Origin of the sequence: Bacteroides sp. LFL-34, from assembly GCF_027257075.1 — a bacterium.
In the GTDB taxonomy this organism is placed as follows: domain Bacteria; phylum Bacteroidota; class Bacteroidia; order Bacteroidales; family Bacteroidaceae; genus Bacteroides; species Bacteroides ovatus.
In genome coordinates, this window is record NZ_JAPQKZ010000077.1 from 1 (window position 1) to 13,661 (window position 13,661).

18 protein-coding genes are annotated in these 13,661 nt (G+C 45.5%); 10 read left to right on the top strand and 8 right to left on the bottom strand.

Annotated features, from left to right (window positions below; genetic code table 11):
- Positions 1-297: 297 nt before the first annotated feature.
- The 7 genes from N5O98_RS25870 to N5O98_RS25900 form a co-directional block, all read right to left on the bottom strand.
- On the bottom strand, positions 298-2,922 hold the full coding sequence (locus N5O98_RS25870; protein ID WP_195664454.1) for a UvrD-helicase domain-containing protein: 2,625 nt from the start codon (positions 2,920-2,922) through the stop codon (positions 298-300).
- Between the two features lie 98 nt (positions 2,923-3,020).
- Positions 3,021-3,692 (bottom strand): hypothetical protein, encoded by a 672-nt coding sequence (locus tag N5O98_RS25875; protein WP_008646048.1) that lies wholly within the window; start codon positions 3,690-3,692, stop codon positions 3,021-3,023.
- 346 nt (positions 3,693-4,038) lie between these two features.
- Complete coding sequence (mobV, locus tag N5O98_RS25880; RefSeq protein WP_195664455.1) at positions 4,039-5,334, bottom strand: MobV family relaxase; 1,296 nt, start codon at positions 5,332-5,334, stop codon at positions 4,039-4,041.
- Positions 5,335-5,604: 270 nt separating this feature from the next.
- Positions 5,605-5,934, bottom strand: a complete 330-nt coding sequence (locus N5O98_RS25885) for a hypothetical protein (RefSeq protein WP_195664456.1) — start codon at positions 5,932-5,934, stop codon at positions 5,605-5,607.
- A 33-nt stretch (positions 5,935-5,967) separates the two neighbouring features.
- Positions 5,968-7,155: a primase-helicase family protein gene (locus N5O98_RS25890; RefSeq protein WP_195664457.1), complete on the bottom strand. Its 1,188-nt coding sequence runs from the start codon at positions 7,153-7,155 to the stop codon at positions 5,968-5,970.
- A 246-nt stretch (positions 7,156-7,401) separates the two neighbouring features.
- Entirely contained in the window at positions 7,402-7,767 is a 366-nt protein-coding gene (locus tag N5O98_RS25895; RefSeq protein WP_195664458.1) for a hypothetical protein, read from the bottom strand.
- A 10-nt stretch (positions 7,768-7,777) separates the two neighbouring features.
- Positions 7,778-8,986 carry a site-specific integrase gene (locus N5O98_RS25900; RefSeq protein WP_138301578.1) on the bottom strand — a complete coding sequence of 403 codons (1,209 nt, stop codon included), beginning with the start codon at positions 8,984-8,986 and terminating at the stop codon, positions 7,778-7,780.
- Positions 8,987-9,439: 453 nt separating this feature from the next.
- Here N5O98_RS25900 and N5O98_RS25905 point away from each other — a divergent pair, with 453 nt between their 5' ends.
- The 10 genes from N5O98_RS25905 (at position 9,440) to N5O98_RS25950 (ending at position 13,413) form a co-directional block, all read left to right on the top strand.
- Positions 9,440-9,775, top strand: a complete 336-nt coding sequence (locus tag N5O98_RS25905; RefSeq protein ID WP_004310306.1) for a hypothetical protein — start codon at positions 9,440-9,442, stop codon at positions 9,773-9,775.
- A gap of 7 nt (positions 9,776-9,782) precedes the next feature.
- On the top strand, positions 9,783-9,998 hold the full coding sequence (locus tag N5O98_RS25910; protein ID WP_005643957.1) for a hypothetical protein: 216 nt from the start codon (positions 9,783-9,785) through the stop codon (positions 9,996-9,998).
- An 11-nt stretch (positions 9,999-10,009) separates the two neighbouring features.
- Positions 10,010-10,231 (top strand): hypothetical protein, encoded by a 222-nt coding sequence (locus tag N5O98_RS25915; RefSeq protein WP_008019901.1) that lies wholly within the window; start codon positions 10,010-10,012, stop codon positions 10,229-10,231.
- A gap of 23 nt (positions 10,232-10,254) precedes the next feature.
- A complete protein-coding gene (locus N5O98_RS25920; protein WP_004310304.1) occupies positions 10,255-10,674 on the top strand; it encodes a PcfK-like family protein in 420 nt (139 codons plus the stop codon).
- Complete coding sequence (locus tag N5O98_RS25925; RefSeq protein ID WP_004310303.1) at positions 10,671-11,936, top strand: PcfJ domain-containing protein; 1,266 nt, start codon at positions 10,671-10,673, stop codon at positions 11,934-11,936. The genes N5O98_RS25920 and N5O98_RS25925 overlap by 4 nt, the downstream gene beginning before the upstream one ends.
- 24 nt (positions 11,937-11,960) lie before the next feature.
- Positions 11,961-12,218, top strand: a complete 258-nt coding sequence (locus N5O98_RS25930) for a hypothetical protein (protein WP_005827305.1) — start codon at positions 11,961-11,963, stop codon at positions 12,216-12,218.
- 31 nt (positions 12,219-12,249) lie between these two features.
- Entirely contained in the window at positions 12,250-12,468 is a 219-nt protein-coding gene (locus N5O98_RS25935; RefSeq protein ID WP_008770680.1) for a DUF3873 domain-containing protein, read from the top strand.
- A complete protein-coding gene (locus N5O98_RS25940; protein ID WP_004310302.1) occupies positions 12,408-12,713 on the top strand; it encodes a DUF6956 domain-containing protein in 306 nt (101 codons plus the stop codon). Before N5O98_RS25935 ends, N5O98_RS25940 begins: the two co-directional genes overlap by 61 nt.
- A gap of 53 nt (positions 12,714-12,766) precedes the next feature.
- On the top strand, positions 12,767-13,075 hold the full coding sequence (locus N5O98_RS25945; RefSeq protein WP_004310301.1) for a hypothetical protein: 309 nt from the start codon (positions 12,767-12,769) through the stop codon (positions 13,073-13,075).
- A gap of 116 nt (positions 13,076-13,191) precedes the next feature.
- A complete protein-coding gene (locus N5O98_RS25950; RefSeq protein WP_004310300.1) occupies positions 13,192-13,413 on the top strand; it encodes a DUF7688 family protein in 222 nt (73 codons plus the stop codon).
- 62 nt (positions 13,414-13,475) lie between these two features.
- Here the strand turns inward: N5O98_RS25950 and N5O98_RS25955 are convergent.
- Positions 13,476-13,661 (bottom strand): glycoside hydrolase family protein (locus N5O98_RS25955; protein WP_442864773.1); only part of this gene is annotated, 186 nt, incomplete at its 5' end.

Sequence of the window (13,661 nt, forward strand, 5' to 3'; positions counted from 1 at the left end):
CCGCATCAGGCAGTCATTTTCGTGCTGGGTGCAAAGGTAACTCCGGGATTGTACGGGAAAGCAAGGTCAAGCCTCCTGTTTTCTGGAAAAATCTCCAGCCTTTCGGGTAGTATTTTTCCCGAAAATACAGCTATAAGATAGGAATAATTTAGGAATAAGCAACTTGCGCACTTTTTGCCACAAGTGAGGTAATGACTTGGCAACGGTCATAAATTCTGCGATGTGCAGTACATTGCTGTCAAACAACTCTATGCAAAGGTAACATATATTTTCGACAAACGAAATGCAATCAGTATTTTATTGCCGTTTCCCTTCCAATTTTCCTAATCGCATTACTATCGAGGTTTGACTTCTGCCCATTTTCTCGGCTATGTATTTTATACTTTTCCCTTCATGATAAAGGGTAAGCAGAAAATTATCCGCACTGCGTGTCCACTTTTTGTTGGCGTTTGGATGCTTGGCATAACTTTCTTCCGTGATTTTTTCCGGATGCAAGAATTCGTCTACGAAAACGGAAGGAAAGCGTCTGTCATACAGTATATAGGTCTTTACTTTAGCTCTGGTAATGGCTACATAAAACAGCCTGCGTTCTTCTCCGTATGGATATTGGTCGCTTTTTGTCAAGACATAATTAAGCACAGGGTCATCGCTTACAAGTGAGGGAAACCCGTATGTGTCCTTGTTGCATTGAAGAATTATCACATAGTCTGCTTCAAGTCCTTTGGATTTATGAACGGTCAGAAACTCTATTTTCCTGTCTCCGATGATATAGAAAAAGCGATTACCCTCTTTCACGGATTTATACATGAACGACAGGTAATAATCGTCAAAGGAATATCTCCCTAACAAAAAGACTGATTTGTCTAATGGAATTGACGCGACCAATTGTCCGATAACATTGCAATAATCTCGTCTTTCATAATCGCAAAACTGTAATTCTGTTTTAACTTGTGGGTTAAAAGGATGGATGTTCTTTTTAATTTGGGCTTCGTTGCGTTGGATAAATTGCGAGGACAGGCTGACTAAAGGCTCTCCAAACCGATATGTTGTTTCAATCTTATTAACTTCTGTCTGGCCGAAGTAATCTGAAAACTGATTGAAAAGTGCCATGTCGCTCCCCGAAAAACGATAGATGGACTGCCAGTCATCGCCCACACAATACAACTTGGCGGGTGGATTTCCCTCTCGCAATACATTTAAGAAGTTGTAACGGTCAACTGATATGTCTTGAAACTCATCCACAATGATATAATCATACTTCACAGGATGGGAGGAACGACAAATGTCGGTAGCTTGCAGAATTGCATCCGTAAAATCTATTTGGTTGATGTTCGCCAATTCTTCAATATACCGTTTATAAACGGGCTGAAAGATGTTTTTGATAATGAACGTACTGCGTTCGTCCCCTGCGTTTTTAGTTTGCCTTAATACTTCATCTACAGATTTGCAACTTGACTTTATCAATGTCACAAAAGTCACGACAAGGCGGATAAAAGCCTTCTCATGCTTGCTGTTCGGGGGAAGAACCATATCGTATAATTCTGCATCTGTTTTCTCTTGGATGGAAACATCAGCCTTTTCCAATAAGGTTTTCAACTTCTCCCGAATATCGGAATAATGAAAGTCTGCACTTGAAGTTGTCAACAGCTTAGTGCCGAATTTCTCATGTGCCGCTTTTTTCCATGTTATGCCATCGTTGTACTTTTGGTTTGCTTCTTCATAGGTAATGCCTCTGTCTTTGGCAAACCATATAGGAACAAGCCCATGCTCGTCCACTCCAAAATGCTCTAAATATATTCGCTTTGTTTCTCCACCTTGTTCAAAATAAATGGAAAAATCCGGTTTGTATTGAGAGTGCATCTCGTCTACCAATGGATGCTCGTATGGCTCTTCATATCTGAATTTTACGCTAAGGGAAGATAGCGCAAAGCATATTTTCTGCTCTTGTTCACTCCGTACATAAACAGTTTTTCCATCCATATCGGGAAACGTTGCTTTCAAACGCACCTCTTTTTGCTCTGAAAGTTGTTGCCTACGCTCATTCTTCCGCTTTTCCCACTCCTTTTCGGGCGTTTGATAATCAATGAAGTATTCTATTACGCTTTTCTTGAATTTCTTGTCGTTCAATAATTCATGGTAGATTTTCACGAAGAGCGCGTCCGTATTTTCATATATTGATGGCTTTTGTCCTGTTGTCTGTCCGATAATGTCAAGGGCAAGTTTGTGAAAAGTGTACCCTCGCAAACCAGCAATACCCATTCTTTCTGTTAATTCAGCGGCAGCCTTGTTTGTGTAGCTGATAAGGAGAATATTTTGAGGGTTGATTTTCTTTATTTCAGTCAAATACTTTACTTTCCCTACGATGGATGAAGTCTTTCCACTCCCTGCACTACTGACTACTAAACAATTTTCTTCTTCTGAAACGATTGAGCGTCTTTGTTGCTTGTCTAACGGATATTTTAGGCAATGGTCGAAAAACTCTTTATGCGTGTCAAGTAGAAATGTAATGATTCCCTCATTATGTTGTTTTACAAGTCTATTGATAGCCCCAAAGTCACTGATAAATTTGAATATGGTTTCAGATGGAGTGATATTAAAGGCTTCAAGTTTCTTAACAAGTGAATATGCTTCTTGAAAATGCGGCTTATAATGATTGACAAAATCTTTTTCTTGCGTTGCAGATATTATCTTCCCTGAAAAAGTGCTATTAAGGTCGGACGGAATATCAATAAATGCTCCGTTGTTTAATGCCGACAATCTTTCTCTTGCTTGCTCATAATTGGATTTATTGCTATAAGAAGATATGTGGTTTAACTTTTCAGAAAGTTCCTTGGACTTATTTTTTAGGCGTGTTCTTGTTATAGCTATATAACAAATTGAAATAGTTATAATACAAATTACCCCAATAAACAATGCCTGCATACTAAAAGAAAGATTTGCCGTTGATAAAGTTTACATTGTATAAAAGGTTAACGTGCCATGAAGGCACGCTAACTTTCTATTCTATTAAAAGACGGGAGTTACAGTAAAAAGCTATCCTCCCTAAAATAATCTATTATATCTTCATCAGAAGTTGCTTCATCTACAGCTTTCAAGATTTTTGCAAAGTTCTCAAACTTATCAACTTCATAACCGCCACAAGTTGTAAACTCTTTATCGCAAAAGAAAATCATTTCTCCCGGAATGGTCATTGAGCCTGCGCCATTAAGACTCCTAAATCTATGACTTACCGCCCAACCTGTAAATTCACCTTTGTGATATTTTGCAACATTTTCTTTTAGAGAAACAAGTTGTTCTGAAAGTTTCTTGGTATATTTATCCAAATCAGATTTGGCTTCTTCTTTCTCTTTTTTTGCCCGCGCATATTCTCCACGAGAGTATTGAGAAGAATATCCATTAGGAGCAAAAATATCCATAGAAGATTCTGCGGATTCGACTTTCATTTTACATCTGTTTATTTTAGACATCAAATCTTTGATGTCCTCACTAATTTTCATAATAGGTTCAATAGTAGTTACATCAATGAACATACTATCAACTTTTGTTGATATTGGTTCATAAGAATCTGGGTGATAGAGATAGTCTTTAAGCGTCTCTTTAACCAACTTCTCAGCTTTTTCCTCGTTAGAGAGTGTGCAAGAAGTCATAACTAATGCAACTGCACAGGATAGTAAGGTAATAACATTCTTCATAATGTTCACTATTTTAATGATAATTATTGACACTTATCCAAAACACGAAGCGTGGCACTGCGATGCTACGTCTTAGTTCGGAGGTCCTGAGAAAACCCTGTGTACAGATGTAGTAATAGCAGCCCACGCTATAGCGTGAGAACCACTATGCTACCCTTGTACACAATTCAGAAATTTCTCAGGTTTCCGTTCTACAAGATAAGCATAACGCTTCTTCTTTTTCTATGTCTCGGAAAGGGCTTCCCCAATCCAATTGCAAAAGTAGCTAAAATCCTTGATAAATTCCTTTCATTGAATGATTTTCTTTACTTTTTGAGACTGTTTGAGCGGGATTTATGCGCGTGCATTAAATTTTCATCCCATTACTTTGCTTTTGGGTAGTAATCCCCAAACCGTTTCTCCATTCATGCGCCTTCTGCCGGAACCATTGCACAAGCGGAATATCATTCACGCATATTCGGAAATGTCCAGTTCTGCTTTTATCTTTTTCAAACGAGAAAGCCGCACCTTCTGCATGGAATTTACGGTTAAATTCGGGTGAATAAAAATCACCTTTCAACTTCACTTTCTTCAACTTGCACAATTCTTGGATAATCTGTTCGGAGAAGTGCAGCGTATTACGGCAGAAGTCTATCAAGGGCAACAATTTATCCACATGAGGGAAGTATTGTTTTACCTTGTCTATATACTCACTGAACTTGATGCATTGGGCTTGGTGTTCACGTTCCATCTGCTTGATATATTGCTCTAATCTTGCATTTTTATTTTCAAGTTCTGCGATGCGTTGTTGAAACCCTTCCCTTTCCGCTTTCAACTTTCCACCACCCAAAAGAGAACCGACCTTTGCCACGAGTGCGGCTTTCGCCTCGGTCTTAGCGGCTTCCAGTTTTTCCGACTTGATTCCTTGCTTCACCTCGTCAAGTTTCTGTTCCGCCTGTTGTCTTTCCGTTTGCAACTGCTGCACATTGGCTTCAAGTTCTCCCGTCTGCCGCTTCAAATCACGGTAATATTGGGCGGTGGTGGTATGCCGTGCCTCCGAGCCACGGATGCCACGCTGCAAGCCGTATTTCGCCATTGCTTCGGCGTAGCTGTCGTGATAGGCTGACAGCTTCTCACGTGTCAGCACGTCATCGGCGCACAGGCGAATGGCATCCGTTTTCTTGCGGTAGGTGCGCTTGCCCTCTGCCTGTTGCTTCTTTTTCGCTTTCCTGCGCTCGCCCGTTACAATCGGTACGACCGTGGCGTGGATGTGCGGCGTATGCTCGTCCATGTGCAGGACTGCCGAAACGGTGTTCTCCCGTCCGAAAGTGCGGTGCAGCCATTGCAGGTTGTCGACACACCATTCGTTCAGTCTGCCCTCGTCCTTCACTTTCATCATGTCCTCATGCGTGCCTGAAAGCACGATGCGGATTGCCCTCACTTGGTCGGGCGTTATCTTCCTCTTGATGCCTGCCGTGCGGATGCGGTGGTTGATTGCTCCGGTGCGGTCTGTCACGCCATCGGGGAAGTCCACCAGCTCACGGTTGAGGCAGGTGCGTGTAGGGTCGGCGTTCTTGGGGACGGTTTTGCGTTCGATGTGGTCGGACGCGCCCGTGTCCGCCGAGCCTTTCGCCTTGTTGAATTGGATGCTTATGTATCCCATTTTTGTCTTTTATTTTTATAGGTTCTACAAACTTGTTTGTTCATTCCCGTCCGTTGCGGTCGTGCCGCATGAAAACGGGGGTGTCCAGAGGGGGTAACCCCTTCGGCTCATTGGGGCGTTTTTAGCATTAGCGCAGCGGTGCGTGAAGAAAACGCCCTAATGAGCTATGGCTTTTCCGTTCCTCAAAATCCGCTGCGCTGTCGGTGGTCGCCGGATGTCTTTCCTCTTTCGCCAGCTTGGGATGGCATGTCATGCCGCCATGTCGGTATGTCACCATAGTTTCGTGCCGTCATGTTGCCATGCCTGCTTGTCGGCATGATGGCATGTCGGCATACGTAATACCTGCTGGGGGCATCTAGCCGTTTTCCCCACGGACTTGTTGACGGGTGTAAAAGCGTTGAAGTGTTGAATATGACACATAATACATTGGTATATTGTTTGATACGCGCTCAACTTGTCCTCAACAAACGCATGATGCCCAACAAACGGCAACGAAAAGAAGAAGTGAGGGCAGAACCGAATGTTGCCTTGTTCCTTCTTCATCGTCCGTTGGGCGTTGTTGGTATTCTGTTGAGTCTGTATATTGCTATATATCAACATTCTATTATATATATTCAACAATTCAACAGAATATCACAGGCTTTCCAGCAGTCCCTTGGTTACGGTGTAATACCTGCCCACTCCCTTGCGTGGCTGATAGCGTCCCTCGCCGCCATACACGTAGGTGGTATAGGTAAGCCCGTTGGGTGCAGGGGACAGCTTCCAGCATTCCTGCACCACTTTCCGCACCTGCAGCTTCTCCGCCTTGACCTGCGAACACAGCAACAGGGGGATGATGTCATGCAGGCAGAATGACACCGTTTCCATCTCCATCTTCGCCATGATGTCGAGTAGCAAGTCCGCCATTTCTATTTCGAGGCGGTTGCGATTACTGCGGATAATCTTCCGCAAGGCTTCCGTTTCTATTTGCTTCGGTGAAAACCACATACGGCTTTCTTTTTTCGTTGCCAGCGTCCTGTGCTGCAAATGATACAGGAAAGCCGGGATTTCATCTTTCAGCTTTTGCAGGAAGTCGGTGTCGTCACACTGCAACCGCTCTATCTTGCGTACCCAATAGCGTGTCTCGCCTGCGTCGATGATGACGGGCAGATGCTCGTTGTTGGAACACAACACGAACTTGGCGAAGAAACCGATTTCGTTACGGTCTTTGCCCTTGGCTTCCACCTTATAGGAAAGTGTAGTGCTGAGGTTCTTCAGACGTTCGCTGTCCTCCCTGCGGTTGAGCAGTACTTCGTCCACCATAATGAGCAGCTTCCCTGCCCAATCGGAATTGAACTGGCTGCGGAAGTCCTCGTTGGTGTTGAACGTCACGTTGTCTTGGAAAATGGCTTTCAGGAAGTTGAGGAACGTGCTTTTGCCCGTGTTCCGTTCTTCGGACACGAGCAACAGGATAGGAAGTTTCTGAATAGGATAAAGGTAGAGCAACTGCATGTAGTCCATGCCCAACTCGTATTGTTCTCCGAAGATATGCTCCACTAACGAGCGGATGCAGGGGAAACTGCCCTCCTGCGGTCGGTGTCCTATCGGCTCATAGAGATTGAGGAACTTTCCGACAACGGGCTTGTAGCCCACATGGTCGGGGACGGTACAGAAACCGTCATACTTCGGCACGGTAGCCATGCGGTCTTTGCCGTAGTCCTGCCGCAAGGTCTCGGAGTTCCATGCGATGCGTTTCTTCACACAGCCCCCGTCAATCAGCGGCTGGTCAACAATCTTGTAGAGGGTTGTCCCCACACGGATGAATTCGTCTTGTTCTGCCATAGGCTTTGCTTGGTTTTGTGTCGCCGACAGCAGTGTCGGCAACGGGTTAAACAATCGGGTACAAAGTTATGATGCAACGCATAAAACTCTGATACGCAAAACGAAGCGGAACGGCGCAATCGTAACAAACTGACAAGAAAATGCAGAAAAGCACATAAGAAAAGGTGCGGCAAAACAAAAAGAAAGCCCGAAGAAGCATTCCTTTCTCGCTTCTTCGGGCTGTTTACGTAGGTACGTACCCACGCTCTAACACTCGCACATCGGTCTGTCAATTGACACCCACAGGACTTGTTTTTCTTCTCGCCCGTACAGCCTTTCCAGCAGGGTATCGCGCACCATTGCCGCACATGGGGTATTGATGCGGAATGCAATTGCCACGACCATAGGCAGGGCGTACACTTCCATGCCGTAGCCGTCGGGCAAACGGATATACCGTTCTGCCTCATGTCGTTTCAGCACTCCACTCTTATATACGGCTCGGATGGCGGCACGGAGTGTTGGGGCGATTGTACCCAACAATGAGGACAGCTCTGCCTCTGTCATCCATACATTTGTAGAAGTGGGTATAGTCACTCTACCGTACTCATTCATCGTAATAATGCCCCGTTCCATAATCAAGCGGTTATATGTCGAAACGTCCGCTTATTTTGTTCTCAAAGGCGGAAATGTCGCTGTTTAGTTTCGTGTTCGTTACCTTGGCATAAATTTGCGTGGTCTTGATGTCCGTATGTCCGAGTATCTTGCTCACGCTTTCTATCGGCATACCGTAGTTCAATGCCATGACAGCGAAGCTGTGGCGGCTGAGGTGAAAGGAAACCGGCTTCTCGATACCGCACTTCTTCGCTATGTTCTTTATGCGTTTGTTTACCATGTCAAGTGAGCCTATGTTAAATAGCCTCTTGTCTTTTCGGAACGGCTCGTAACGCTTGATTATCTGCATCGGAATGTCCATCAGCTTGACTTGGAACGGGACACCTGTCTTTTGCCGTTTCGACACAATCCACCGCGCACCGTTCATTTCCACGATATTGTCAGTCGTGAGGTTCTTGATGTCTATGAACGATATGCCCGTCCAGCATCCGAACAGGAACAAGTCCCTTGCCAGCGCGAAGTTTGGATTTTTCAGTTTGATTGCGCCCAATGCCTGAAGTTCCTCCTCCGTCAGAAAGCCGCGCTCCTTATGGTCGGGGTCAACGTGGTACATTGCAAACGGGTTTCTTGGTATCTTTCCGTTGTAGTGAGCCGTGGTGACGATATGTTTCAATGGTATGGAGTATATCCACACGGAAGATTGCGCAAGCCCTGCCTCGTTGCGCAGGTACAGGCAATAGTCGCGGATGAAGTCCTCCGTAAGTTCGTTCATCGTTATGTCGGCACGTTTATATTGCTTTCTGATAAACTCGGCTACATACTTGCGGACAGTCAGGTATTTCAGATATGTGCGCTTGGAGCGGTCTTTACCCACACGTTTGGCAAAAGCCGCGTTCTCCTTGTCAAAGGCACGTAACAAGGTCTCATATTCTGTGCCTATGCCCTGATAAGCGTTACGTACCATTTCAGCGGTCACACAGGCTTCACGGTCGGAAAGACGCTGATAGTGCTTCACTATTTGTGCTTTGATGTTGTCCAACGCGAAGTTTACCGCCTGTGCCTCCTTGCTCTTGCCTTTGGCGCGGTTTCCCTTTGCATCCCAAAGTGCTTTTGGGATGGTCTGCTTGCAACTGAACTGTGCGATAGTCCCGTTGATGGTCACACGTCCCATGATGGGGACAACTCCGTTCTTCTCTTTGCTTGCGTTCACGTAGAACACGGTCTTGAATGTACTCCTCATAATCCTTACTTTTTGTTTGGTGCAAAATTAGTTTATGGGAGTTGTAAGGGCAGAATGTAAACCTACGCAGAACGCAGAAATATAGACCGTTAGTATTAAAAGTGCATCCGATATCGGGTAATGATTTGGAAGTGCATCTGTTTCCATATTCTTCCCAAAGCCTGTCTTCCCCATCTGTGCCACCTTGTGCCAACCTATGCCCAAACCTACTGACAGTCAGTTGAAATGCTCAATTCTGCTCAAATCTTCATTTTATCCTATTCTTTTTCCGAAAAACCTTGCATTCCCTAATCCCTACCTTTTTAAGCACCCGAAACGAAAACGACCGATGCGACAGAAAGACGCATTAAAAAAAATGTCGGATAAACGAGAAGCAGATAAGATAGTTTGAAACTCAACTCCCTCAGCTCTTGAATCCGCATTAAAAAACAAAAAATCAAAAACAAAACGGATATGAGAACGGCAATAGCAACAAAATTCGTGGCATGGGAAGTACCAAGTTTGGAGAACCTGCAAGGCAGCAAGGTGTACGGACTTCGCACCAAACTGAACAATGGTGAGAAATTGAGCCGAGAGGAAAAGGATTGGCTTACACGCAACGTGAACAGCAACACCTATTTCAAGAGCGCAGTACCCTTGCAAGGTTGGATGTTTGACTTTTCCGACATTCTCCGAACCTACATTGTAAAGCAGTATGGACATTGGGCGGAATACAAGGCTACCGACAAGACCGCACTCCGCAGTTTCCTATACGGCAGGATAGACAGCATCGTGGAACTTAACAAATGATACGGCTATGACAGCAACGGTAAATTTCAGACAAATGGCGCAATACATAGGGCTTGCGATATGCACCCTAATCATGCGCACCGCCTTTTGGGTGTCCGGCATCCTTTGGTACATCGTCAGAGAGATAATAAACGGAGTGTTCCGAGTGGCAATAGGGGTAATCGTGGCTATTCTTTCCGTTATCCTGTTCTTCGGCTTCATTCTTTGGTTATTCACCCTTTAATCCCTACCGACATGGCAAAGAGAAGAAGCAAGACAGTGGAGCAACAATGCAGATACTACGAGGTGGGCAACATCTTCGAGTACATGGTGGAAACATACCTCAACGGCAATATGTCCGTGTTCCGTGGACTCTACCACGAACTGAACAAGGACGCACGGAAGGACTTTATAGACTTCCTATTGAGCGAGGTTGAGCCGATTTATTGGAGGGAGATTTTGAAACATACTATTTGACAACTCATAAAAACGACAGCGATATGAAAGGAACAGACCATTTCAAGAGAACGATACAGATGTATTTGGAACAACGTGCGGAGGAAGACACGCTCTTTGCGAAGAACTACCGCAATCCAGCCAAGAACATTGACGATTGCGTAACCTACATTCTGAACTATGTGCAGAAAAGCGGTTGTAACGGCTTCACGGACGGAGAGATATACGGACAAGCAGTACACTACTATGACGAGAACGAGATTGAGGTGGGCAAGCCTATCCAATGCCAAGTGGCGGTGAACCACATTGTGGAACTCACGGCAGAGGAAAAAGCAGAAGCACGTCAGCAGGCAGTCCGCAGATACCAAGACGAGGAACTCCGCAAGTTGCAGAACCGCACCAAGCCGACAAAGGCGAAAACAGAAACCCAAGTTCAACCCTCATTATTTGATTTTGGCTTATGAAACCGAGAAACAAATTTGAAAAAGCAGTTCTTGCCCAAAGCAAGAAACTACGCCCGATAACCCCGATACAGATAAATTGGGCATTCCGTAATTGCGTGGAGCATTATGCACACCGCTTGCCGAAAGGTCGTACCACTTGTATGGATTGCGGTCATAGTTGGGTAATGACGGAGCAGACCGAGCATTGTACGTGTCCCGAATGTGGAGCAAGTTTGAAAGTCTGCCTCACCTATCAGCGCAAGGTAAGACAAAAGCAGTATTTCACAACCCTTACCACAAGCGGAGAATACCAAGTGCTACGAATGTTCTTGCTTGTCGTGGGTATGGAGAAAGGGGTTAATGCCAAGTCCTATGCCCTTGAAATCGGGCAGTATTGGTGGAATGAACAAGGGCGTAAGGCTGTTGTTGCCATTCCACGCACATTGGGATGCTACATCGACACGTTCTCATTCGCTTCTCCTTTTGCTATCCGCAATGACAATGAAGCGTACCGCCATATCTCATATTCCCCGATATATCCAAGATATAAGGTGTTGCCGACGCTCCGCAGAAACGGCTTTAACGGCAATTTCCACGACATTGTACCCACCAAACTAATACCGGCATTATTGTCGGACAGCCGTGCGGAAACGCTGTTGAAGGCAGGGCAATATCCCATGTTGCGCTACTATCTGTACCACTCTTTCAATATTGGAGAGTATTGGGCTTCAATCAAGATATGTATCCGCAACGGCTATACTATTGAGGACGGCTCAATGTGGCGTGACACCATAGACCTCCTGCGTCATTTCGGCAAGGACACAAACAGCCCGAAATACGTTTGCCCTGCCGACCTCAAAGTTGAACACGACAAGTTGGTGGCAAAGCGCAACCTGCAAAGGAAACATGAGCGGACTGAACAGCAACGCAGGAAAGCGATTGAGGACGAGAAACAATATCTGAAAGCTAAGGGCATATTCTTCGGACTTGCCTTTACCGACAGCCTTATTTGCGTCAAAGTCATAGAGAGCGTGGAAGAAATGGCAGAGGAAGGAAGGACGATGCACCATTGTGTGGGCGGTTACCACAAACGAAAAGACTCCCTTATCCTATCCGCCACCATTGACGGAAAACGAATTGAAACGATAGAGGTGTCACTAAAAACTTTTGAGGTGGTGCAGTGTCGTGGCGTATGCAACGAGAACTCCGAATACCACGACCGCATCATCGCCCTTGTGAACAAGAACGCCAACCTTATCCGCCAGCGGATGAAAGCGGCATAATATCGACATCTAACAACTAACATTATGGAAGTAAGATTTGAAAGCATGGTTTTCCTATGGGATGATAAAATCCCCACGATGTTCCTTGAATTTATGAACCTCCTCACTCTTTGTCAGAGTGAGGAGCAATTAAGGGCGAGCGTCAAGGACTTTGCCGAGAAACACGAACTTGACAAGTTCTTCCTTTACGGCTTCGGCTCTCATCATTTCTACCTGCACCAACGCTACACGAGCGACCCCGAAATGGTGATGCAACACAGAGTGCTGTCTGTACATTTCTAATCATCTAAATAACAACGACTATGGCAACAAAATGACAATTAACGGAGTAAGCACCTGCCAATCGGCAGGAACGGAGAACTACGAGAAATTCCAAACGGGTATCGACAGACGCAAACGCACCCTTGTGCAATACGACTACCGCCACACGGACGGGGAACTTTTCTCTTGTGTCAAACCCACATTAGACGAATGTCGAGCCGCACGGGACAAGTGGCTAACGGCAAAGGAAAGGAAGGAGGAGAAGCGATGAACGAAGCAGGCTACCAAACGCTGATAGTCAAATTCAGCGAACCCATTACGGCATTGGACGGCATCTTTGACGATGCCGAAGCGTGGGGAGTTGATACCCTAAAGGGGTGGATAGACAGCTATGAAAGCAGCCGTTTCACTGCCATTGACAGCCATACGGCAGTCATCACGAGCGAGTATAGCATGGAATGTCTGAAAGAGTGGCTGGAAAAATGCACACCCATAACCGAGAAAACAGAATTTTGAACATTGGGGCGGTGTCCGCACCGCCCGAACCATAAACCTAAAAGACAACGGATATGATAGCAAAGACAATTTTAGAGCAGATTGGCGGCAGACGCTTTGCCGCCATGACGGGAAGCAAAGACTTCACAGACATGGGCAACGGCTTGCGCATGAGCCTTGCGAGGAACAAGACCAGTGCCAACCGCCTTGACATCATCTATGACGGAGGGGCAGACCTATACAATATGCGTTTCTACCGCAAGACGTTCAGCAAAAAGACATTCGAGAGCAGGACGAAGGACATTGAAACGCACGAGGGGATATATTGCGATATGCTGGAGGAAATGTTCACGATGGTAACGGGACTTTACACCCGCTTTTGAGGGGTGGGCGGCAAAAGCCGCCTACTTTCTTTCATGAGCATGATGGCGGATAAGAAAGTAGGCAAAGAAACCTTTGTACCAATCTACGATAGTATTCACAAAAACAAGTTTTAATCATGGAAACAATCAGACAGAACGGAAAAACCATCTTGTACAGCAACGACGGCATAAGCATAAAGATGGTTTTCAAGAACCTTACGGGCAGGAATTTTCAAGGTCAGGAATATACAGACTATATCCGGCATATCGCAATCGGCAGCATGGGATTTTCACCCGGTATCATAGAGCATTGCAGGGACGGTGAGGTTGCAGGCAAAGGGACAATCCCGAATGTATGAAAACTGAAACTCCGATGAAGTTGGCGGCTTCATCGGAGTTTCTTTCGTCAGACACTTATTCTTTATGGTACATACAGCAGCGCAAACTCAGCCTTCCTTCGTTTGAGCAGCATGGCGTGGCGTTTCCCCTTATAGTTACAGAAAGCGATATACTCCCGGTAGATGTTCCTGTCACCCGCCTCCAGCTTTCGGATTAGCGTGCTTTTGGGTATCTTCCCACTCCCCAAAAGACGGTACGGACCGACATT